This window comes from Salmonella sp. SJTUF15570, assembly GCF_043357055.1.
In the GTDB taxonomy this organism is placed as follows: Bacteria; Pseudomonadota; Gammaproteobacteria; order Enterobacterales; family Enterobacteriaceae; genus Salmonella; species Salmonella enterica.
Map to the genome: position 1 here is coordinate 408,436 of NZ_JBEUKJ010000004.1, position 22,803 is coordinate 431,238.

At 53.0% G+C, this 22,803-nt stretch carries 23 protein-coding genes; 8 read left to right on the forward strand and 15 right to left on the reverse strand.

Annotated elements, in window-relative coordinates; translation table 11 throughout:
• Window positions 1-5: 5 nt before the first annotated feature.
• From potG to ABVN44_RS10745, 6 genes are all read right to left on the reverse strand, one after another.
• A complete protein-coding gene (gene potG, locus ABVN44_RS10720; protein ID WP_001000698.1) occupies window positions 6-1,139 on the reverse strand; it encodes a putrescine ABC transporter ATP-binding subunit PotG in 1,134 nt (377 codons plus the stop codon).
• Window positions 1,140-1,226: 87 nt separating this feature from the next.
• Window positions 1,227-2,339, reverse strand: a complete 1,113-nt coding sequence (gene potF, locus ABVN44_RS10725) for a spermidine/putrescine ABC transporter substrate-binding protein PotF (RefSeq protein WP_000125769.1) — start codon at window positions 2,337-2,339, stop codon at window positions 1,227-1,229.
• 348 nt (window positions 2,340-2,687) lie between these two features.
• Window positions 2,688-3,164, reverse strand: a complete 477-nt coding sequence (locus ABVN44_RS10730) for a YbjN domain-containing protein (protein WP_000624811.1) — start codon at window positions 3,162-3,164, stop codon at window positions 2,688-2,690.
• Between the two features lie 96 nt (window positions 3,165-3,260).
• Window positions 3,261-4,163, reverse strand: a complete 903-nt coding sequence (rimK, locus tag ABVN44_RS10735; protein WP_000684361.1) for a 30S ribosomal protein S6--L-glutamate ligase — start codon at window positions 4,161-4,163, stop codon at window positions 3,261-3,263.
• A gap of 57 nt (window positions 4,164-4,220) precedes the next feature.
• The gene (gene nfsA, locus ABVN44_RS10740; protein ID WP_000075300.1) at window positions 4,221-4,943 is read right to left on the reverse strand and encodes a nitroreductase NfsA; all 723 of its coding nucleotides are present in this window, start codon (window positions 4,941-4,943) and stop codon (window positions 4,221-4,223) included.
• Window positions 4,927-5,217, reverse strand: coding sequence for a YbjC family protein (locus tag ABVN44_RS10745; protein WP_001259137.1), 291 nt, complete (start codon window positions 5,215-5,217; stop codon window positions 4,927-4,929). Before ABVN44_RS10745 ends, nfsA begins: the two co-directional genes overlap by 17 nt.
• A gap of 169 nt (window positions 5,218-5,386) precedes the next feature.
• Between ABVN44_RS10745 and ABVN44_RS10750 the strand changes: the two genes are divergently transcribed.
• A complete protein-coding gene (locus tag ABVN44_RS10750) occupies window positions 5,387-5,650 on the forward strand; it encodes a GrxA family glutaredoxin (RefSeq protein WP_000495513.1) in 264 nt (87 codons plus the stop codon).
• A gap of 31 nt (window positions 5,651-5,681) precedes the next feature.
• On the opposite strand, the gene ABVN44_RS10755 is transcribed toward ABVN44_RS10750, so the two are convergent.
• Window positions 5,682-6,059, reverse strand: coding sequence for an inner membrane protein YbjM (locus ABVN44_RS10755; RefSeq protein WP_000680850.1), 378 nt, complete (start codon window positions 6,057-6,059; stop codon window positions 5,682-5,684).
• 270 nt (window positions 6,060-6,329) lie between these two features.
• Between ABVN44_RS10755 and ABVN44_RS10760 the strand changes: the two genes are divergently transcribed.
• Window positions 6,330-8,015, forward strand: a complete 1,686-nt coding sequence (locus ABVN44_RS10760; protein WP_001024853.1) for an aspartate:alanine antiporter — start codon at window positions 6,330-6,332, stop codon at window positions 8,013-8,015.
• Window positions 8,016-8,131: 116 nt separating this feature from the next.
• Here ABVN44_RS10760 and ABVN44_RS10765 read toward each other — a convergent pair whose 3' ends face one another.
• On the reverse strand, window positions 8,132-8,752 hold the full coding sequence (locus ABVN44_RS10765) for a TetR/AcrR family transcriptional regulator (protein WP_023232233.1): 621 nt from the start codon (window positions 8,750-8,752) through the stop codon (window positions 8,132-8,134).
• Window positions 8,753-8,919: 167 nt separating this feature from the next.
• Here ABVN44_RS10765 and ABVN44_RS10770 point away from each other — a divergent pair, with 167 nt between their 5' ends.
• Complete coding sequence (locus ABVN44_RS10770) at window positions 8,920-10,131, forward strand: MFS transporter (RefSeq protein WP_000217430.1); 1,212 nt, start codon at window positions 8,920-8,922, stop codon at window positions 10,129-10,131.
• The gene (locus ABVN44_RS10775; RefSeq protein WP_000023554.1) at window positions 10,128-10,943 is read left to right on the forward strand and encodes a Cof-type HAD-IIB family hydrolase; all 816 of its coding nucleotides are present in this window, start codon (window positions 10,128-10,130) and stop codon (window positions 10,941-10,943) included. The genes ABVN44_RS10770 and ABVN44_RS10775 overlap by 4 nt, the downstream gene beginning before the upstream one ends.
• Before the next feature lie 53 nt (window positions 10,944-10,996).
• Here ABVN44_RS10775 and ABVN44_RS10780 read toward each other — a convergent pair whose 3' ends face one another.
• Window positions 10,997-12,229 (reverse strand): MFS transporter, encoded by a 1,233-nt coding sequence (locus tag ABVN44_RS10780; protein WP_001181284.1) that lies wholly within the window; start codon window positions 12,227-12,229, stop codon window positions 10,997-10,999.
• A gap of 312 nt (window positions 12,230-12,541) precedes the next feature.
• Here ABVN44_RS10780 and ybjG point away from each other — a divergent pair, with 312 nt between their 5' ends.
• Window positions 12,542-13,150: an undecaprenyl-diphosphate phosphatase gene (gene ybjG / locus ABVN44_RS10785; RefSeq protein ID WP_023181381.1), complete on the forward strand. Its 609-nt coding sequence runs from the start codon at window positions 12,542-12,544 to the stop codon at window positions 13,148-13,150.
• A 71-nt stretch (window positions 13,151-13,221) separates the two neighbouring features.
• A complete protein-coding gene (gene deoR / locus ABVN44_RS10790) occupies window positions 13,222-13,980 on the forward strand; it encodes a DNA-binding transcriptional repressor DeoR (protein ID WP_000450103.1) in 759 nt (252 codons plus the stop codon).
• Between the two features lie 45 nt (window positions 13,981-14,025).
• Here deoR and dacC read toward each other — a convergent pair whose 3' ends face one another.
• The gene (dacC, locus tag ABVN44_RS10795; RefSeq protein WP_000195712.1) at window positions 14,026-15,228 is read right to left on the reverse strand and encodes a serine-type D-Ala-D-Ala carboxypeptidase; all 1,203 of its coding nucleotides are present in this window, start codon (window positions 15,226-15,228) and stop codon (window positions 14,026-14,028) included.
• 243 nt (window positions 15,229-15,471) lie between these two features.
• On the opposite strand from dacC, the gene ABVN44_RS10800 reads away from it, so the two are divergent.
• Window positions 15,472-16,098, forward strand: a complete 627-nt coding sequence (locus ABVN44_RS10800; RefSeq protein ID WP_000631907.1) for a glutathione S-transferase family protein — start codon at window positions 15,472-15,474, stop codon at window positions 16,096-16,098.
• Here the strand turns inward: ABVN44_RS10800 and ABVN44_RS10805 are convergent.
• A complete protein-coding gene (locus ABVN44_RS10805; RefSeq protein WP_001252730.1) occupies window positions 16,095-17,216 on the reverse strand; it encodes a PQQ-dependent sugar dehydrogenase in 1,122 nt (373 codons plus the stop codon). The genes ABVN44_RS10800 and ABVN44_RS10805 overlap by 4 nt on opposite strands.
• A 118-nt stretch (window positions 17,217-17,334) precedes the next feature.
• A complete protein-coding gene (gene bssR, locus ABVN44_RS10810) occupies window positions 17,335-17,718 on the reverse strand; it encodes a biofilm formation regulator BssR (protein ID WP_000259651.1) in 384 nt (127 codons plus the stop codon).
• A gap of 230 nt (window positions 17,719-17,948) precedes the next feature.
• Between bssR and rimO the strand changes: the two genes are divergently transcribed.
• A complete protein-coding gene (rimO, locus tag ABVN44_RS10815; RefSeq protein WP_000073317.1) occupies window positions 17,949-19,274 on the forward strand; it encodes a 30S ribosomal protein S12 methylthiotransferase RimO in 1,326 nt (441 codons plus the stop codon).
• Between the two features lie 90 nt (window positions 19,275-19,364).
• On the opposite strand, the gene gsiD is transcribed toward rimO, so the two are convergent.
• Genes gsiD through gsiB form a run of 3 tightly spaced genes read right to left on the reverse strand, consistent with a single transcriptional unit; the run spans window position 19,365 to window position 22,798 of the window.
• Complete coding sequence (gsiD, locus tag ABVN44_RS10820; protein WP_001236024.1) at window positions 19,365-20,276, reverse strand: glutathione ABC transporter permease GsiD; 912 nt, start codon at window positions 20,274-20,276, stop codon at window positions 19,365-19,367.
• 2 nt (window positions 20,277-20,278) lie between these two features.
• A complete protein-coding gene (gene gsiC, locus ABVN44_RS10825) occupies window positions 20,279-21,199 on the reverse strand; it encodes a glutathione ABC transporter permease GsiC (protein WP_000936066.1) in 921 nt (306 codons plus the stop codon).
• A 60-nt stretch (window positions 21,200-21,259) separates the two neighbouring features.
• Window positions 21,260-22,798 (reverse strand): glutathione ABC transporter substrate-binding protein GsiB, encoded by a 1,539-nt coding sequence (gsiB, locus tag ABVN44_RS10830; RefSeq protein ID WP_000191427.1) that lies wholly within the window; start codon window positions 22,796-22,798, stop codon window positions 21,260-21,262.
• Between the last annotated feature and the right edge of the window lie 5 nt (window positions 22,799-22,803).

Sequence of the window (22,803 nt, forward strand, 5' to 3'; positions counted from 1 at the left end):
CCCCCTTATACCGTCAGGACCACGCAGCTATCCGCTTCCCAGCACAAACGCACTTCATCGCCCCAGGTCGGTAACCCTTTCCGGTAACGGTGCGCATTCTGCAGTTGAGCGCTGATCATCTGCCCGCTTTTTAGCCGCACATGATAAATAGACAGATCGCCGAGATACGCAATATGCGCCACTTCGCCGACGGCGAAATTATAGCCATCGGCAGGCGGCGACTCACACAGCATGATTTTTTCCGGACGTAGCGCCACATATACCGGCACATTATCAACGACAGAGGCATCCGCATCGACTTTTAACGGATGAACCAAACCGGGCGCGTCAATGACCAGACCGTCCTCTTCACGCGCTTTCAGTAAGCCCTCAAAAACATTTACCGATCCGATAAATTCGGCGCTATAGCGGGTCGTCGGATGCTCGTAAATCTCCTCCGGTTCGCCAATTTGCACAAATTTTCCACGGTTCATGATGGCAATGCGCCCCGCCATCGTCATCGCTTCTTCCTGATCGTGCGTCACCATGACGCAGGTCACGCCGACGCGCTCAAGGATATCCACCACTTCAAGCTGCATCCGGTCGCGTAATTTTTTATCCAGCGCGCCCATCGGTTCATCCAACAAGAGCAGCTTAGGACGTTTCGCCAGGCTGCGCGCCAGGGCCACGCGCTGGCGCTGACCGCCGGAAAGCTGATGCGGCTTACGTTTTGCAAACTCCTGCATGTGCACCAGACCCAGCATCTCATTGACGCGGCTGGTAATCTCCGCCTTCGGCAGTTTGTCCTGCTTCAGACCAAAAGCGATGTTCTGCTCTACCGTCATATGCGGAAACAACGCATAGGACTGAAACATCATATTAATCGGACGCTGATACGGCGGAACATGCGCCAGATCGACGCCGTCGAGCATAATTTGCCCGCTGCTCGGCGGTTCAAAACCTGCCAGCATCCGTAGCAGAGTCGATTTTCCACAACCTGACGCGCCCAGCAGGGCAAAAATCTCGCCTTTATAGATAGTCAGACTGACATCATCGACAGCATGTTGCCCGTCGAATGACTTCGTCAGGTTGCGAATTTCCAGAAGCGGCGTCAGCGCTTTACGGGTTTTCACCTGCGGGCGGTGGGGGACATCATTCACAAGGCGCTCTCCGGCATAACACAATCAAACGATACAAACGGTGGAATGCCCGATAGCGCACGCTTATCAGGCCATACCGTTAATAAATTACTTACCGCTTTTCACCTTCGTCCATGCGCGGGTGCGGACGCGATCAATCTTCGGCTCCTGCACTTTCAGGGTAAACAACTTGGCCCGCACATCCGCCGGCGGATAAATTCCCGGGTTATCGCGCACCTGCTGGCTGACCAGCGCCGTCGCCTCTTTATTCGCATTGGCGTAGAAAACGTGATCGGAAATATGGGCAATCACATCAGGGCGCAGCAGATAATTAAGGAACTGGTAGGCCTCGTCTTTATTTTTGGCGTCAGCCGGCATGGCAAACACATCAAAAAACGCCATTGCCCCCTCTTTGGGGATCGAGAAAGAGATATTGACGCCATTTTTCGCCTCTTTCGCTCGGTTAGCGGCCTGCCAGACATCGCCCGCCCAGCCGATGGCCACACAGGTATCGCCATTAGCCAGATCGTTAATGTATTGCGAGGAATGGAAATAGCGAATGTTTGGCCGTAGCTTCAACAACAGATCGGTTGCCGGGCCGGTGTAGTCATCCGCTTTGCTGCTATTCGGATCTTTACCCAGATAGTTCAGCACAGTGGCAAAAATTTCTTCAGGCGCATCAAGGAAAGAGACGCCGCAGCTTTTTAGCTTCTCCAGATTTTCCGGCTTGAGGACTAAATCCCAGCTATTCACTGGCGCATCATCCCCCAGCACCGCTTTCACTTTATCAACGTTATAGCCAATGCCCGTCGTGGCCCACATGTAGGGCATGGCGTATTTGTTGTCAGGATCGTGCTTCGCTACCAGTTTCAGCAGTTCAGGATCGAGGTTTTTCCAGCCGGGAAGTTTGCTTTTATCCAGCGGCTGAAAAACGCCCGCGGTGAGCTGGCGCTCAAGAAAACTGGCCGATGGCACCACCAGATCGAACCCGGTGCTGCCTGCCATTAACTTGCCTTCCAGCACTTCGTTAGAGTCAAAGACATCATAGATAACGTTAATCCCGGTCTCTTTTTCAAAGTTCGCCACCGTGTCCGGCGCGATATAATCTGACCAGTTATAAATGTGCAGCGTTTTTTGTTCGGCAGCGAGCGTGCCGACAGAGACGACCATCAGAGCACCCGCAACCAGACCCGATAGCCATTTTTTCTTTAAGGCGGTCATCATCGCTTTCCTTCTGAAATCCGTTAACAAATGAACCCATTAGGCGTGGTTTAAAACATGCCTGAAATGTGCATACCTTTTCATTTGATACAAATGAAGAAGAGAGGTCGCCCTCCCTGCCATCAAGCTCGCTATAGAAGCTTCGCAAGAATAACTTTAGCTAAGGTTTGAGGCTATAGCCCAGATTAAAAAACGCCTTTTATCAATTTTTTATGCAGGTTTTGTCTATGTGATAAAGCGAAATGGTCAGAAAGGAGGTGAATAATTCTTTAAATAAAGGTTAACAGCAGCATAAAAAAACGTAAACAGCAGCCGCGCTGGCAGCGACTGCCTGATTATCGGGAGGGATCAGTGAAGAAAATGGTCAACCACGCTGGTTTTTTGCGCGTCTTCTTCCGCGTTAAACAGAAGCTGATGCGCCCCGGCCTCAAGGATCACCATAGAAATCTGCTCTTCACTTTGGCGAACAAACCATTCGAACTGTTCGTAGGTGACGCCTTGCATAACGGATAAAGACTGGCACACAACCAGTTTTGGCAGATTATCATCCTGCATATCGAGAAAGGCTTTTACCGTCAACGAACTGGCGTTGATAGCAGAGAGATCGGCCGCCAGCGGCAGCAACGCGGAAGGCCTGACCTCCGCCATCGCGGAAAAAAGAATGGTGTTGTCCACCAAATCGATTTTAGCATCGTAGACGCCGTCAAAATTCTGCATATGCGGCAAATGCAGCGCCTGGCAGGTATCACATTCGAAGAAATTCATGCCCAGGTCGTCGAGCCATTGACGCAACGTATCCAGAGTGGGAACGACCAGTGATATCATAATAATGTGCTACCTCTTACGATGACGATGAAAAAATTACCGGCACAGCTTACGCAAAAAGCGTGCTTCGTACTACGGCGGAATCCATGATTGCGATTAGCCGCCGATTTTAAGGCAAAATTCAGGCGTAGCGTGACGTTCTATCCACTGAATCATTCGCCCCGCGATATCCACGCCCGTAGTCTTTTCGATACCTTCCAGTCCCGGCGAGGCATTCACCTCCATCACCAGCGGCCCGCGCGCGGCGCGTAAAATATCGACTCCCGCCACATCCAGCCCCAGCGTCTGTGCGGCTTTGATGGCGATATCCCGTTCACGGGGCGTGATCGTCGCGATGCTGGCCACCCCGCCACGATGAAGATTGGAGCGAAAATCACCGGCTTTCGCGCACCGCTCAATCGCCGCCACAACCTCATTGCCGACGACCAGACAACGAATATCGCATCCTTTAGCTTCGGCAATGTATTCCTGAACCAGGATATGGGCATTCAGCCCCCGAAACGCATCAATAACACTTTCAGCAGCCTGACGCGTCTCCGCCAATACCACGCCGATCCCTTGCGTGCCTTCTACCAGCTTCACGACCAGCGGCGCCCCGCCAACCATCTTAATAAGATCGCTGGTATCATCCGGCGAATGGGCGATCCCGGTAATAGGAAGATCGATCCCCTGGCGCGCCAGAAGTTGTAGCGATCGCAGCTTATCGCGCGCGCGGGTAATGGCGACGGATTCATTCAGCGGATAGCTACCCAATAGCTCAAACTGACGTAGCGCAGCGGTACCATAAAAGGTAATGGCCGAACCAATACGGGGAATAACGGCGTCAAAATGGGGCAGACGACGCCCCTTGTAATGGATCGACGACGCTGCCGGATTAATATTCATATAGCAGGAAAGAGGATCGAGTATCTCGACCAGATGGCCGCGCCGCATCGCCGCTTCGCGCAGACGTTTGCAAGAATAGAGCGTTCCATCCCTGGACAATATGGCAATTTTCACCCTGCACCTCGCTGAAAACCCTGAAAAGCCCGCGTATCATACACTGGCCCGCAGGTTTTAGCGCGTCGCCCAGCCCTGTTTATGCAAATATTCAAGGATAAATGGGCGATTTTCTTTAATCAGGGTGCGACGGATATGATCGCTCCAGGTATCGCGTCGCGTATTACTGCCGCGGGTCAGATAATACTCAGCCAACTGCTCGTCATAGCGCGCCAGCAGCTTTTCATCAAGCGGTTGATACTGGTTCTCATGAACCACAAGCTCGGCAGGCAGGCGCGGTTTCAGATCCGGATTATCCGCAGGCCATCCCAAACACAGGCCAAAGAGCGGCAATACATGCTTCGGCAATTTTAATAGTTCGGTAACAGACTCAATATTGTTACGGATGCCGCCGATATACACGCCGCCTAACCCCAGTGATTCCGCCGCCGTCAGCGCGTTTTGCCCCATCATCGCCGTATCGACGACACCGAGCAGCAGTTGTTCGGCAAGCCCCAACTGCGCGTCAGGACAGATCTGCAAATGACGATTAAAATCGGCGCAAAATACCCAGAACTCAGCGGCCTGCGCCACATGCTTTTGCCCGCCCGTCAGGGGCACTAACGCCTCGCGCAGCGCCCGATCGGTAATACGGATAATAGAGCTGCACTGTAAAAAACTGGAACTGGACGTGCTGCGCGCGGCGGCAATAATGGCCTCTCGCTGCGCGTCAGTCACGGGTTCATCGGTGAAATGGCGAATAGAACGATGGCCACAAAGAAGTTCAATGGTCGGACTCATTATGCTTTTCTCTATCTGAACGGGAAGAAATGTCGGGTGGACGTTTCATCAACTGCGGCGCCAGTAACTGCGCAATACGCCACATCATCGCCACCGCGGCGGGGAGGATCAACACGACGCCCAGGAAAACCATCAATACGCCAGCCAGCGGCGTATTGAACGGCGCGGGCAGCGTAAGGTAATGATTAAGCGATAGCAGAGCAAGCGCCAGCAAAATCATACCGAGGTATTCCAGTATCAGTACGCTTTTGGGTAACACGCCAATCGTGCGCATATCAAGCCTCCCGGTTAACTGACGCACAGTGTAGAACGTTCTGGTCCGGCGTGCTTAACAGATATAGCCCTGGGTTATCAAAGGAACAGGCGTAACCTGCTTTTCATCTGCCGTAAATCGCGGCATGATAACACCTGTTCGCCGTCTGGCTTTATGTTCGAGGAGAGATATGTTTACTGTTATTTTTGGCCGCCCAGGGTGCCCTTATTGCGTGCGTGCAAAAGAGTTGGCGGAAAAACTGAGCAAAGAACGCGACGATTTCAACTACCGCTATATTGATATCCATGCTGAAGGCATTACTAAAGCGGATTTGGAAAAAACCGTAGGTAAACCTGTAGAAACCGTACCGCAGATTTTTGTCGATCAAAAACATATCGGCGGCTGTACGGATTTTGAAGCATGGGCAAAAGAAAATCTGAATCTTTTCGCCTGATTGCTCTGGCAACGCCCTCTACCGGAGGGCGCTATCGGCGTTTTTTTCGCCGGTGGCTAAACAGGCTGCTAATAAACAAATAGCAGAGCGCGCCTAACGCACACCAGAATACGGCGCTAAATAACCACGCCAGTTCTTGCCAAAACGATCGGGTAGGCATAAATACCACGCGCATTAACACCAGGCAAAACGGCGCCGCCAGCATCGCCCCGATCAGCGGTCGGATCACCTCGCGTCGGTGAGAACAAAAACTGGCCACCGCGCCAGGTAACGTAAAAAATAACAGTCCAATCTCAGGATGCCCTGCCGCGCGAAAAGCGCCTTGTACATGCATAGTTAATGAAAGACACACCACAATAAAGAGTACAAAGCAGCAGACAACGCTTGCCCACCCGTGTTTATGTTTCAATCGTTCCTCCTGACACTCTCTATCGAACACGCTTTCCGCCGTGAGGCATCCAGTCAGATAAAGTCATGTGGCATTCCATGCCAAAAACACACCTGCACGATTCTTATAGCCGTTAGTACGCAATAAGATTAAACTAGCAGGATATATTGTTGTGTTGTTTTTATTTGGATGCTGTATGCAATACGATTGCACCCTTAATTCATGATAAAAACAGTAGCGTAAATTACCATTTCTTTCAACAGCTTACTCGTAAACAAGAAGTTAGTCTCCGTGAATATAAACGTCGCAGATTTGTTAAATGGGAATTACATCCTGTTATTATTTGTGGTCCTGGCTCTTGGCCTGTGTCTTGGCAAGTTACGTCTGGGTTCAGTCCAACTTGGTAATTCCATTGGCGTTTTAGTGGTCTCTCTATTATTAGGGCAGCAACACTTCAGTATTAACACCGACGCGCTAAATCTGGGATTTATGCTGTTTATTTTTTGTGTCGGCGTCGAGGCTGGCCCCAACTTTTTTTCGATTTTTTTTCGCGACGGTAAAAATTATCTGATGCTTGCCCTGGTCATGGTCGGTAGCGCTCTGCTAATCGCCTTAGGCCTTGGTAAGCTATTCGGCTGGGATATCGGCCTGACGGCCGGTATGCTGGCCGGCTCAATGACATCCACGCCCGTGCTGGTTGGCGCAGGCGATACCCTGCGACATTCCGGCATCGCCAGCACCCAACTCTCCTCCGCTCTTGATAATCTGAGCCTGGGCTATGCCCTGACCTATCTGATTGGGCTGGTCAGTCTGATCGTGGGCGCGCGCTACTTGCCTAAACTGCAGCATCAGGATTTGCAAACCAGCGCCCAGCAAATTGCTCGCGAGCGCGGTCTGGATACCGATGCTAATCGAAAGGTTTATTTGCCGGTTATCCGCGCCTATCGGGTTGGCCCGGAACTGGTGGCCTGGACTGATGGTAAAAACCTGCGCGAGCTGGGTATTTACCGCCAGACAGGCTGCTATATCGAACGTATTCGCCGTAACGGTATTCTGGCGAACCCGGATGGCGATGCGGTGCTGCAAATGGGCGATGAGATTGCGCTGGTCGGCTATCCGGACGCGCACGCCAGGCTCGATCCCAGCTTCCGTAATGGTAAGGAAGTGTTTGATCGCGATCTGCTTGATATGCGCATCGTGACGGAGGAAATTGTGGTGAAAAACCACAATGCGGTCGGTCGCCGCCTCGCTCAGCTCAAGCTGACCGATCATGGCTGCTTCCTTAACCGCGTCATCCGCAGCCAGATCGAAATGCCTATCGACGATAACGTCGTGCTGAATAAAGGCGACGTGTTACAGGTGAGCGGCGACGCCAGACGCGTAAAAACCATCGCCGATCGCATTGGTTTTATTTCAATCCATAGTCAGGTGACGGACCTGCTCGCCTTCTGCGCTTTTTTTATCATCGGGTTAATGATCGGGATGATTACCTTCCAGTTCAGCAATTTTAGTTTCGGCATCGGCAACGCGGCCGGATTGCTGTTCGCCGGGATCATGCTCGGTTTCCTGCGCGCTAACCATCCTACCTTTGGTTATATTCCGCAGGGCGCGCTTAACATGGTGAAAGAATTCGGCTTGATGGTATTTATGGCAGGCGTTGGTTTAAGCGCTGGCAGCGGTATCAGCAACGGTCTGGGCGCGGTCGGCGGACAAATGCTGATCGCCGGGCTTGTCGTCAGCCTGGTACCGGTGGTGATCTGCTTCTTGTTTGGCGCTTATGTGCTGCGCATGAACCGGGCGCTGCTGTTCGGCGCCATGATGGGCGCGCGTACCTGCGCCCCGGCGATGGAAATCATTAGCGATACGGCGCGCAGTAATATTCCAGCGCTGGGTTATGCGGGGACTTACGCCATCGCCAACGTTCTGCTAACGCTGGCGGGGACGCTTATTGTCATCATCTGGCCGGGGTTAGGATAAAACTGAAGTTTGCCTTTAAGTGAAAAAATTTTGCCAATAGGTCGAACTTTTCGTTAAAGCATCAGTCATACCTATTGCCACTGCTTTTCTTTGATGTCCCCATTTTGTGGAGCCCATCAACCCCGCCATTTCGGTTCAAGGTTGGTGGGTTTTTTGTTGCCCAACGCAGAGTGACACGACATTGACTCTCCGGCGATTCGCTTTACCATCTGTAAAATCGCTTCACGCGCCAGCGGCGTTCGATCCGTTACAAAATGCAGCGTCATCCCCTCGATAAACGCATCCAGCGCTCGGGCGGTCTGTGCGTCAAACCACTGCGCCAGCGTATTCTGGCTACGCTGCATCCAGTTTTGCATGACTATTTTTAACGCTGGCTTATCGCTGGCATAGGCATATAACTGATACATTAACGCCATATTATCCGGCGTCGTAACCTGCGAGCCGTAAATCATTTCCGTTATCGCCTGGCACGCCCCCTCCGCATCCGTCACCTGCGCAAAAAAATCCTGGTATTGACGCGACATGTTCTCGGTGAAAAGTGTAAAAGCTTCACTCAATAACGCATCCATACCGGCAAAATAGTAGGTCATCGAGCCAAGCGGCACCTGAGCGATAGCGGCGATTTTCCGGTGCGTCACGGCATGAACGCCATAGGTCTTTACCGCTTCCAGTGTGGCCTGAATTATTTTTTCCCGTCGCTTAGGATCATTGGCGCGTCTTACGGCATTTTCTTTCATGATGAGTTCCACATCTCATTCAGGATGCAGGCGATAGTAGCCTGCCGTTTACGCTGAAAAAACAGACAGTAAAAACTGTCTGCACAACGAAGTATGACGACGATATGTACAAATGTACACAAGCTTGCTAATGTTTACCTCTCGCTTCTATTTTCTGGCCTGACGCTATGACCGTCCTCTCCTCACGTAACGCCTTAAAACGCCGTACCTGGGCGCTGTTTATGTTCTTCTTTTTACCCGGACTGCTGATGGCCTCCTGGGCAACCCGAACGCCTGCTATTCGGGATATTCTTTCCGTCTCTACCGCGGAAATGGGGGCGGTCTTATTTGGGCTTTCTATCGGTTCAATGAGCGGTATTCTTTGTTCCGCCTGGCTGGTGAAACGATTTGGCACCCGAAAGGTTATTCGCACGACGATGACCTGCGCAGTAACCGGGATGGTTATTCTTAGCGTCGCGCTGTGGTGCGCCTCGCCGCTGATTTTTGCCCTTGGATTAGCCGTTTTCGGCGCCAGTTTTGGCGCCGCCGAAGTGGCGATTAATGTCGAAGGCGCGGCGGTCGAACGCGAGCTGAATAAAACCGTTCTGCCGATGATGCATGGTTTTTACAGTTTCGGCACGCTGGCGGGCGCTGGTGTCGGCATGGCGTTAACCGCATTAAGCGTCCCGGCTAACATCCATATCATCCTCGCGGCTGCCGTGGCGATCGCGCCCATTTTTATCGCCATTCGGGCGATCCCTGACGGTACGGGTAAAAACGCATCGGAAGATGCTCACCTTCAGGAAAAAGGATTACCTTTTTATCGGGACATCCAGCTTTTGCTTATTGGCGTGGTGGTGCTGGCAATGGCATTCGCCGAAGGCTCTGCGAATGACTGGCTGCCGCTACTGATGGTAGACGGACACGGTTTTAGCCCAACCTCCGGCTCTCTGATCTACGCCGGTTTCACGCTTGGTATGACCGTTGGCCGCTTTACCGGCGGCTGGTTTATTGACCGCTATAGCCGGGTGACGGTTGTTCGCGCCAGCGCGTTAATGGGAGCGCTGGGCATTGGCCTGATTATTTTTGTCGATAGCGACTGGGTCGCCGGCGTCTCGGTCATTCTTTGGGGCTTAGGCGCTTCGCTCGGCTTCCCGCTGACCATTTCCGCCGCCAGCGATACCGGTCCCGACGCGCCGACGCGCGTGAGCGTTGTCGCCACGACCGGCTATCTGGCGTTTTTGGTCGGGCCGCCGCTGTTGGGCTATCTGGGAGAGCATTATGGATTACGCAGCGCCATGATGGTTGTGCTGGCGCTGGTTATTCTGGCGGCGCTGGTGGCGAAGGCCGTCGCCAAACCTGTATCGACTCCGCAACCAGTGATGGAGCATAACGCATGAGTATCAAATTAATCGCCGTCGACATGGACGGCACGTTTCTGAGCGATCAAAAAACCTATAACCGTGACCGGTTTATGGCGCAGTACCAACAAATGAAGCGGCAAGGCATTCGCTTTGTCGTGGCCAGCGGCAACCAGTATTACCAGTTAATCTCGTTCTTTCCGGAAATTGCGCACGAAATCGCTTTTGTCGCGGAAAACGGCGGTTGGGTGGTCAGCGAAGGAGAGGATATTTTTAACGGCGAGCTGACAAAAGCCGACTTCCAGACGGTTGTCGAACACCTGCTCACACGCGCCGATGTGGAGATTATCGCCTGTGGAAAAAACAGCGCCTACACGCTGAAACGGTACAACGATGCGTTAAAAGCCGTTGCGGCAATGTATTATCATCGTCTGGAATTTGTGGATAATTTTAACAACATCAACGATGTCTTTTTCAAATTCGGCCTTAATATTACCGATGAACGGATACCGGAAGTACAGGCGGCGCTGCACGACGCCATTGGCGATATCATGGTCCCCGTTCATACCGGCTATGGCAGTATTGATTTAATAATTCCCGGCGTGCATAAAGCCAACGGCCTGCGTCTGTTACAGCAGCGCTGGGGCATTCATGATAGTGAAGTGGTGGTATTCGGCGACGGCGGCAACGATATTGAGATGCTGCGTCAGGCCGGGTTTAGTTTTGCCATGTCGCACGCCAGCGAGGCGGTCGCGGCGGCGGCGAAATACCGCGCCGGATCGAACAACCAGGAAGGCGTGCTGGATATTATCGACAGCGTATTAAACAACGAGCCGCCGTTCAACGTCTAGCGGATGCCTCTCTATGCCTGATAACAGAAAGCTTATCAGGCGTAGCCGCTCTCTCAGACTGTTTGCAAATTCCCCGTCCGCTTATCTTTTAAGAAGACCAGCATCAGCAGTAGCCAAAGAATACCGTTTGCCAGATTAAACAGGCTAAATAGCCCATTGCCGCCGCTTAACCAGGCGTGTTTACTGACTTCAATGCCAACGGTAAAAATCAGCATTTGTAGCATTCCCATCGCCGCCGAGACCGTTCCTTTACTCATATCGCTGGAGAAGAGCGTCAGACGCACCAGTCCGGCATTCGCCAGCCCAATGCCAAAAGCGTATACGCTTAATCCCGCCGTCATCCATAAATAAGCATGGGATGAAACCACCGTCGCCGCCGCGGCGATGATCAGCCCCGCGACGATAGGCCAGCCGCCCATCACGATCAGCGAGCGAACCGTACGTCGGGAGGTTAAACGCGCTAACACCAGATTACCGGCAATGAGCGCGCCAAAAACGGGCACCTGCAGCAGACCATATTCATAGCTGCTGAGCTGTTCGCCGCTAATGATGATAATCGGCGACTGCGCAATCCAGGCCAATAGCGGCAGGCTGACAAATCCCAGCGCTAACGCCCCTGCGACGAACCGCCGGTTTTTTATCACCAACCGATAATCCCGGCCCAGCGCCTTAAATGACAGCGTTTCGCCCCGCCGCGTGGCGGTCTCCGGCATTGCGCGCTGTAGCCCGAAAAAGGCGATAGCGGCCAGTGCGGCAAATAAAATAAACATCCCCTCCCACGGCAGAACATGCACCCATGCCGCCCCAACCAGTGGTCCCAGTAGCGGCGCGATTAACGCCACGTTCGCCATCAGCGCGGTAATTTTTATACACACCGCTTCCTCAAAGGATTCCTGAATCGCGGCATACCCTACAGCGCCGATAAAACACAGGCTAATCCCTTGCAAAAAACGCAGGAAGGTAAATTGTTCGATGTTTTTCGCCAGTAACGTCGCCAGGCAGGTGACAATAAACCACACGACGCCTGCCAGCATCACGGGACGACGGCCAATCCGGTCAGACAACGGGCCAAGCAGCCACTGTAAGAACATACCGCCCGCCAGATAAGCGGTCATGGACGTCGGAACCCAGTCCAGGCCCGCCTGATACTGCTCAACCACCGCCAGCATACCCGGCTGGATCATGTCGTTGCCAATATAAGTAGAAAACTCGTACAGCACCAGACAGAGAGGAAAAAGCAGCGCCTGACGTCCCAGCCTGCCGCCTGATTGTAAACGATTCTGCATACCATCTCTTCGCCAATAAAAACCGCGCAGAGTGTAATGAAAGTCGGGGAACTGAGATAGCGAATTATGAGGCTGCAAGGGAAATAGCGCACATTTTTACAGAAAGCCGCTTAGCGCTTGCGTACTTTAAGGTTAATTTAAGTTTGCGCCGTTATCATCGACATTATTTTATGCCATTGTCTTAAATCTCTTCATGTTGCCGCCAAATAAGACAATACTGCTTTTCCTCTCTGTTACGCTGCATTTATGCTCAGTTTGCACGGGGATGAGCTGGCTATCCCTTTTGATTTCATTGCTCCGAGCCTGGATGTTATGCTGGAAAACCTTAACAACTCGCTGTTTTATTTTATTAACGCCACGCCTGATTCCGCGCAGTGGACAATTTCGCTCGCTATCTTTATCGCCAAAGATGTCATCAACATCGTCCCGCTCTTAGCCGTGGTACTCTGGCTGTGGGGTCCCCGCGATCGGGTCTGCGCCCAGCGCCAGCTGATCGTTAAAATCGGCATCGCGCTGATTATCAGTCTGGCGGTCTCCTGGACAATGGGACACCTTTTCCCGCACGACCGTCCGTTTGTCGATCATATCGGCTATAACTTCCTGCATCATGCCGCCGATGACTCGTTCCCCAGCGATCACGGTACGGTGATTTTTACCTTTGCGCTGGCGTTTTTGTTCTGGCACCGCCTCTGGTCAGGCATCGTGATGATGGCGATAGCCATGACCATCGCCTGGTCGCGCGTCTATCTCGGCGTACACTGGCCGTTAGATATGATTGGCGCGCTGCTGGTAGCGATGCTTGGCTGCCTGAGCGCACAGCTGATCTGGCAATGGTACGGCGCGCCGCTCTACCAGGCGCTGCAACGTTGTTACCGTTTCTGTTTCGCATTGCCCATTCGAAAAGGCTGGGTACGTGACTAAATAGCGAAAAAAAGAGTAATATTAAGCGCTCTGTATGGTGCGGAGCGCTTATTTAACTCTCCAGGGGAACTATGGAAACGCGACGCGACGAGCGTATTGGTCAATTGCTGCAGGCCTTAAAACGCAGCGATAAACTTCATCTTAAAGAAGCCGCGACCCTGTTGGGCGTCTCTGAAATGACCATTCGTCGCGACCTGAACCATAAAAGCGCGCCTGTCGTATTGCTGGGCGGCTATATCGTACTGGAGCCCCGCAGCGCCAGTCATTATCTGTTAAGCGATCAAAAATCTCGTCTGGTGGAAGAAAAACGCCGAGCCGCTCAGTTGGCTGCGGGCCTGGTGCAAGCGCATCAGACGGTATTTATTGACTGTGGCACCACCACGCCGTGGATCATTGAAGCCATTGATAATGACCTTCCCTTTACGGCGGTGTGCTATTCACTTAATACCTTTCTGGCTCTGCAGGACAAACCCCATTGCCGCGCCATCCTCAGCGGCGGGGAGTTTCACGCCAGCAACGCCATTTTCAAACCGCTTGATTTCCATGAAACGTTAAACAATATTTGTCCGGATATCGCGTTTTATTCCGCCGCCGGGGTTCATACCAGTAAAGGCGCTACCTGCTTTAATCTGGAAGAGCTGCCGGTAAAACATTGGGCAATGACAATGGCACAGTGCCACGTACTGGTGGTGGATCACAGTAAATTCGGCAAGGTACGTCCGGCGCGGATGGGGGAATTATCACGCTTTGATACGATTATCAGCGACCGCCGTCCCGATGAGGCCTTTGTGGCCTACGCTAAAGCGCAACAAATTACTCTGATGTATTAACCGCAGGTTTGCCGGATGCGACGCGCACCCGGCAACGGAGTTATTTTACGAGAACCAACTGCCAAACCACTGATGGAGTTTCATCAGCACAAAATCCCACATCCGGCTGAAAAATCCCCCCTCCTCGACGTTTTCCATCACCATTAACGGGCGTTGCTCAATGGATTTTCCGTTAAGCTGGAAATCGATGGTGCCGACAACCTGCCCTTTCTTCAACGGCGCCGTGAGCTGTGGTTCGTTCAACGTAAAGCTGGCCTTCAGGTTTTTAAGCTGCCCACGCGGAATCGTCACAGACCCCGCATCGCCCGCCCCCAAATTGACCTCACGCTTATCGCCAAACCAGACCCGTTGCGTCACGAATGTCGCGTCAGGTTTAATCGGTGTGACCGTTTCAAAGAAGCGGAAACCCCAGGTCAGCAGTTTTTCTGACTCATTAAAACGAATACGGTCCGTTTTCGCCCCCAGCACGACAGAGATCAGGCGCATATCGCCCTGGGTGGCGGAGGCGACAAGGTTATACCCAGCGCCAGCCGTTGTCCCCGTTTTCATGCCGTCGACATGCAGATTGGTGCTCCACAACAGGCGGTTGCGGTTCGGTTGACGAATATTATTAAAAGTAAATTCTTTCTCTTTATGAATGGCGTATTCGTCAGGCACATCGTGAATCAAGGCCTTGCCGAGCAACGCCATATCGCGAGCGGTACTGAACTGCCCTGGCGCATCAAGACCGTGTACCGTCTGGAAGGTTGTATTGGTTAACCCCAGTCGTTTCGCATAGGCGTTCATCAGGCCGATAAAGGACTCCTGGCTTCCGGCGACGTAGTCGGCAAGCGCGATACAGGCATCATTACCTGACTGAATGATGATGCCTTTATTAAGATCCGCAACCGACACCTGATCGCCTGGCTTCAGAAACATCACCGACGACCCACGTAGCGCCGGGTTCCCCGTCGCCCAGGCATCTTTGCCCACCGTTACCATATCGGTTAGCTTGATTTTCCCTGCCTTCAGCGCCTGGCCCACCACGTAGCTGGTCATAATTTTTGTCAAACTGGCAGGGTCGAGTTTCTCATCGGCGTTGCCTTCCGCCAGTACTTTACCGCTGGCGTAATCCATTAAGATCCAGGCTCGCGCATCAACGCCCGGCGGCGCGATCGTTTGTTCCTCTGCCTTTACAGGCGAAGCGAAAAGGAATAAGAGAACCGAACCTGCCGCGAGGCTACGAAGGGAAGAAGCGTATTGCGTCATAGTACCACCCGAGTATCCATTCCAAAAACACACGTCACACCACCGTGTAATAAGTGCGGTGAGTAATAACGCACTCACGACGTTAAAGAAACCGTAACTTGGTAAAGTTTTTAAAGTTTATGCAATAACATCCCGTTACGCTTCCTTCATAACGATTTTTTTACAGACCATTGTGTAAATGTTAGGTTTATCTCACGGTAGGCCGATTACTGTCATCATCCTGATAAAACGGAAGGGGTTAATATGATTACGCTGTGGGGCCGGAACAACTCGACTAATGTTAAAAAAGTGTTGTGGACGCTTGAAGAGCTGGAACTGCCATACGATCAAATTCTGGCAGGCGGAAAATTCGGCGTTAACCAGGATGCCGACTATCTGGCGATGAATCCTAATGGGCTGGTGCCGCTGCTTAAAGATGATGAAACCGACCTGTTATTGTGGGAATCCAATGCCATTGTCCGCTATCTGGCGGCGCAATACGGCCAGAACCGGCTATGGGTTGATAATCCGGCGCGGCGTGCGGAGGGCGAAAAATGGATGGACTGGGCGAATCAAACGTTAAGCCCGGCGCACCGCGTGATCCTGATGGGACTGGTCAGAACCCCGCCGGAAAAACGCGACCAGGCGGCAATTGAAGCCGGTATCGAAAAGTGTGATAGCCTGTTTGCGCTTCTTGATGACGCTCTGGCCCACCAGCCGTGGTTCTCCGGGGATAACTTTGGCACCGGCGATATCGCTATTGCGCCTTTCGTCTATAACCTGCTGAACGTGGGTCTGAAATGGACGCCGCGACCGAATCTGGAGCGCTGGTATCAGCAGCTTACCGAGCGCCCTGCTTTTCGCAAAGTGGTGATGATCCCGGTGACCTAACGCGTGGCTGCAGGACTTACCTTGAGTAACTGCCCGTCGGACTCATCGGTTAACACATATAAGTAGCCGTCAGGTCCGACACGCACATCCCGAATACGCTGCTTTCTGTCACCCAGAATACGGCCTTCTTCCGTCACCGTATTGCCATCGACACGCATCACAATGACCTCTTTATCTTTTAGCGCGCCGATAAACAGTTTGTGCCGCCACGGCGCAAAAACGTCGCTGGCATAAAAAGCCATCCCGCTGATCGCCGGAGAATCCTTCCAGTAGTAAACCGGTTGCTCCGTTCCCTCGACAATTTCACCTTTGGCTTCCGGCACTTTCAGACCACTATAGTTGACGCCCCATGTGGCCAGCGGCCAGCCATAATTTTTGCCTTTTTCCGGGATGTTAATTTCATCGCCGCCGCGCGGACCGTGTTCATGCAGCCATAGCGCGCCGCTCCAGGGATTGATGGCCAGCCCCTGCGGATTACGAATACCGTAAGACCAGATTTCCGGACGCGCGCCCGCCTGATGCACAAACGGATTATCCGGCGGAATTTCGCCCTGCCCGGTCAGGCGCACCAGCTTACCCTGTAATTTATCCAAATCCTGCGCGGTAGCGCGCTGGTTATTTTCACCCAGGGCAATAAAAAGAAACCCTTGCGCATCGAATACCATACGTCCGCCGAAATGGTTGCCGGTAGACAGCTTAGGCATCTGGCGAAACACGGTACGAAAATGTTCCAGACGCTGAAGATCGTCGCTCAGCCGTCCAAAACCGACTGCCGTACCGGCGTTTCCTTCGCGGTCAGCTTCAGCATAGCTCAGCCAGACGCGGCGCGACTGGGCAAAGTCAGGCGCCAGCACGACGTCCAGTAAACCTCCCTGCCCGTTTGCCCACACTTTCGGTACGCCAGCCAGCGGATCGGAAAGTCCCCGCCCCGCCTGCCAGTGGCGCAGTTGTCCCCCTTTCAGGGTAATGAGCATTCCACGGTTATCCGGCAAAAAAGCCAGCGACCACGGGTGATCGAGCCGGGTTTGCAGCACCTCAACGTTCACCGGCGCAAGATTGGCGTTCGCCCACGAAGAGAAAAGAGAGAATGAAACTATCGCGAGAAGTATTCGACGCATACCGCCTCCTTCAGGGCTCTGCGTTAAAGCGTAGTCAGCATCGCAAGAGGTCGGGTTTATTTTTACAAAACATTAAGCGGCGCGGTCCGGTAAAAAGGGGGAGTCGCCTCCCCCTTATTCAGACCTGTGTAAGCGGTGAATGTGCTTTCAGACTCTGAATACTCAGCGTCAAAGTTGTCAGACAGTTTTCAAGTTTATCTGCGTTGACGGCAATAAAGGTCGGACAATCATGGTGTCCGCTCATTAAACAAACGGCGGCGGCTGCAAGCGCGCCTTCGGCACGGCGCAGCGCGTTCCACTCTTCCTGATCGAGATGCAGTCCCTGCCGTAAAGCGTGATCGTGGAGCTCGCGATTCAGTTCAAAAAAATTGTCACGCAGAGTGTCACTTTCGCTGACTGACATATACCCCTTCGCTTTTCGCAATTGCAGATAAGCGGCAAGATCGATACGCGCGTTTATCAGCTTGTTGAGAAGATCGGTTCTCAGTCTGTCAACGACCATACCTTTTTTCCTCCTCTTTTCTACCAGGGTTCAACTTAATAGTATGGTCGTTTTTTAGACAAAGGGGTGTCAGAGATCAAGAATTTTCTTAGAATTGCCCTTTTTCACCTTTTGCTGATAACCACAACGGTTGATGCCGCCGCTCCTGATGAGATTGCGATACAATTTTTGTTCGGATATCTGTAGAATCCCTGCCCTGACCATTCCAATAAATGAACACTTTTTAAGCTATGAGTAATGTAACCCACCAGCCAAAGATCGGCTTCGTTTCCCTGGGCTGTCCGAAAAACCTCGTTGATTCGGAACGCATCCTGACTGAGCTGCGTACCGAAGGCTATGACGTTGTGCCACGCTATGACGATGCGGATATGGTTATCGTTAATACCTGTGGCTTTATTGACAGCGCGGTACAAGAGTCACTGGAAGCCATTGGCGAAGCGCTGAACGAAAACGGTAAGGTAATCGTCACCGGCTGCCTGGGCGCAAAAGAAGATCAGATCCGCGAAGTGCATCCGAAAGTACTGGAAATCACCGGGCCGCATAGCTATGAGCAAGTTCTGCAGCACGTACATCATTACGTACCGAAGCCGAAGCACAATCCATTTTTAAGCCTCGTACCGGAACAGGGTGTAAAACTGACGCCGCGCCATTATGCGTATCTGAAAATTTCTGAAGGCTGTAATCACCGCTGCACGTTCTGCATCATCCCGTCGATGCGCGGGGATCTGGTCAGCCGTCCGATTGGCGACGTATTAAGCGAAGCGAAACGTCTGGTTGATGCCGGGGTCAAAGAGATTCTGGTGATTTCGCAAGATACCTCCGCCTACGGCGTAGATGTGAAGCACCGCACCGGATTCCATAATGGCGAACCGGTGAAAACCAGTATGGTGAGCCTGTGCGAACAGTTATCAAAACTGGGCGTCTGGACACGTCTGCACTACGTCTACCCCTACCCACACGTTGATGATGTGATTCCGCTAATGGCGGAAGGCAAAATCCTGCCTTATCTGGACATTCCGCTGCAACATGCCAGCCCGCGGATTCTTAAACTGATGAAACGTCCCGGTTCCGTTGACCGCCAGCTGGCGCGCATTAAGCAGTGGCGCGAAATCTGCCCGGAACTGACCCTACGCTCCACCTTTATTGTCGGCTTCCCCGGCGAAACGGAAGAAGACTTCCAGATGCTGCTCGACTTCCTGAAAGAGGCGCGCCTCGATCGTGTAGGCTGCTTCAAGTACAGCCCGGTGGAAGGCGCAGGCGCGAATGAGCTGCCGGATCAGGTGCCGGAAGAGGTGAAAGAAGAGCGCTGGAACCGCTTTATGCAACTGCAACAGCAAATCTCCGCTGAGCGCTTGCAGGAAAAAGTGGGCCGCGAAATTCTGGTGATCGTCGATGAGGTTGACGAAGAAGGCGCTATCGGGCGTAGCATGGCGGATGCGCCGGAAATTGACGGCGCGGTCTATTTGAACGGCGAAACCAACGTCAAGCCGGGCGATATCGTGCGCGTGAAAGTGGAAAACGCCGACGAATATGATTTGTGGGGCAGTCGGGTTTAACGCCACCTCCCCCGGCGCGGGTGCCGGATGTGTTATCCCGCCTGACGAGCCCGTTCCAGGCCCGCCAGGCGTCAACGCCACCGGGCTGGCTTACCCCTTAATCTTCGGGTCCAGCGCATCGCGCAACCCGTCGCCTAACAGGTTAAACGCCAGCACTGTCAGGAAAATCGCCACCGCCGGGAAGAGCGCTACGTGCGGCGCGATGACCATATCCGCCCGCGCTTCATTGAGCATCGCTCCCCACTCCGGCGTTGGCGGCTGCGCGCCTAATCCGAGAAATGACAGGCTTGCCGCGGAAATAATTGACGTACCGATACGCATCGTAAAGAAAACCACAATTGACGAGACCGTTCCCGGCAAGATATGGCTAAACAAAATCGTCGTGTCGCTGGCGCCGATACTGCGGGCAGACTCAATAAACGTCTGCTGTTTTAAGACCAGGGTATTTCCGCGCACCAGACGTGCAAACGCCGGAATAGAGAAAATCGCCACCGCAACGATCACATTAGCAATACCGCTGCCTAACACCGCCACAACGGCAATCGCCAGCAAAATGCCGGGGAAGGCGAACAGCACATCGCAAATGCGCATAATAAAACGATCCCACCAGCCTTCATAATATCCCGCCAGCAATCCCAACACCGTGCCGATTATCGCGCCGATAAATACCGCGAACACGCCCGCCGCCAGTGAGATCTGCGCCCCAACGAGAACCCGGCTAAAGATGTCTCTTCCCAGCGAGTCAACGCCAAACCAGTGCTGCAAAGAGGGGCCATTGTTCAGGCTATCGTAGTCAAAATAGTTTTCCGCATCGTAGGGCGTCAGCCAACGGGCAAAAATCGCCACCAGAATTAACGCCAGTACGAATCCCCCGGCGACCAACGCAACATGCTGGCGGCGAAAACGACGCCAGAACTCCCGCCACGGCGTGCGTATCTGGTCGGGTTTTACCACCGGCATAGCATGTAAAATCGCCTGACGGCGCCAGTTAAATAATCGCATCCTTACTTATACCTGATAGCCGGATTAATGGCGGCATAGAGGACATCCACCACTAAGTTGATAAGAATAAATTCCAGGGAAAACAGCAGCACTTCCGCCTGAATCACGGGGTAGTCGCGCATGTCGACGGAGTCGACCAGTAATCGCCCAAGCCCCGGCCAGTTAAACACTTTTTCAACGACGATCGATCCGCCAAGCAGGAAGCCAAATTGCAGTCCCATCATGGTGACGACCGGGATCATTGCATTGCGCAGGCCATGTTTTAACACCACCCACGTTTCACTGACGCCTTTCGCCCGCGCGGTCCTCATGTAATCCTCGCTCAGCACATCGACAAACGAGGAGCGCGTAAAACGCGCCATGACTGATGCCACCGCCGCACCAAGCGTCAGGGAGGGTAAAATATAATGTTGCCAGCTATCCGCCCCCACGGTCGGTAGCCAGCCCAGATCCACGGAAAAAATCTGCATTAACAACATTCCCAGCGCAAAAGCCGGGAAAGAAATGCCGGTCACGGCAAGCGTCATTCCTACCCGGTCAGGCCAGCGATTACGCCACACGGCGGCGGCGATGCCGATCGCCATGCCAAACAGCACCGCCCATATCATACTGGTTATCGTCAGCCACAGCGTCGGCAAAAAGCGGCTGGCGATCTCCTCAGAAACCGGGCGGCGGGAAACCATTGACGTCCCGAAATCGCCTTGTAAAACATGGGTGATGTAATGCCAAAACTGGACATGAAGCGGCTGATCAAGCCCCAGCTGCTGACGAACCAGCGCGATCACCTGCGCGTCGGCTTCCGGTCCGGCTATCAGCCGCGCCGGGTCGCCGGGCAACAAATGAACAAATAAAAACACCAGCACTGCCACAATCAACAGCGTAGGAATTAATCCCAGCAGGCGCTTGAGAACATAGTTAAGCATCACACGAACCTTTTACCGGATGGCGGACAACGCGCGCGCCATCCAGCCCCATCGCATTACTTACTTCAAATCCGCATCGTCAAAGCTGAAACCGGTATCCGGCATAATCCAGAAACCGGTCAAATTTTTACTGTGCGCAGAAACCAATTTCTCCACCACCAACGGTATCCAGGGCGACTCTTTCCAGATAATATCCTGCGCCTCTTTGTACAATCGTGTTTTCTCCTGCGGATCGTTGGTCTTTAAGGCCGCCGCCAAATCGCTGTCGACCTGCTTGTTGCTGTAAAAAGCGGTATTAAACTGCGTCGGCGGCCAGTTTTGTGATGCGAAGAGCGGCGATAACGCCCAGTCAGCTTCGCCCGTCGACGCCGACCAGCCGGTATAGAACATTCGCACGCCGCTCTCTTTTTGCCCTTTGCCCTCGACTTCCGCGGCGCGCTGGCCGGCGTCCATCGCGGTTATCCGGGCTTTAATGCCAATCTGCGCCAGTTGCTGTTGGGTAAACTGCAACACTTTTTGCGCGGTGCTATGGTTGTGCGATGACCACAGCGTGGTACTGAAACCGTCTGGATACCCCGCCTCTTTCAACAGTTCGCGCGCTTTAGCCGGATCATAGGGCCATGGCTGATAGCTTTGCGCATAGGCTATCGACGGCGGCACCACGCCCGTCGCCGGCGTGGCGTATCCGGCAAACGCCACTTTAACCAGCGCCTGACGATTGATAGCGTAATTCAACGCCTCACGCACCTTAGGATTATCAAACGGCTTCTGCGTCACATTCATACTGATATAACGCTGCATAATGGACGGGCTGGCGACCAGTTCGAGGTTTTTATTTTTCGCCAATAACGCGGCCTGCTCATAAGGGATAGGAAAAGCAAATTGCGCTTCGCCGGTTTGCAGCATCGCCGCGCGGGTATTGTTGTCAGTAACCGGACGCCAGGTAATAGAATCCAGCTTGGGTAAGCCCTGCTGCCAGTAACCGGCGAACTTCTTCACTTTGACAAAGTCGGTCTGATTCCAGGTTTCAAGCTGGTATGGACCGGTACCGACCGGATGAAAACCAATATCCTTGCCATATTTTTCCAGCGCTTGCGGCGAGATCATCGCCGTCGCCGGGTGTGCCAGAATATTAATGAAAGCGGAGAACGGCTGTTTCAGGGTAATTTTTACCGTTGCCGGATCGACGACCTCCGTTTTTGCGATATTTTTATACAGGTTATAACGCTTGAGGTGGTTATCCGGATTGCTGGCGCGATCGAGATTCGCTTTCACCGCCGCCGCATCAAAATCCGCGCCGTCCTGAAATTTCACCCCCTGCCGTAGGGTAATGGTGTAGGTCAGACCGTCATCAGAAACGGTATAGCCTTCCGCCAGGACGTTTTTTACCTTCATGTCTTTATCCAGGCCAAACAGCCCCTGATAAAATGACTTCGCCACCGCCTGCGAGAGTGTATCGTTGGCGTCATACGGATCGAGCGTGGTGAAATTAGACCCTACCGCCACCACCACATCTTTGGCCGCCAGGGCCGGAAAAGCCGCAATGGATGAGGCCAGTCCCAGCGCCGCCAGCCATTTATGCGTAATAAATTGCGTCATGTTGT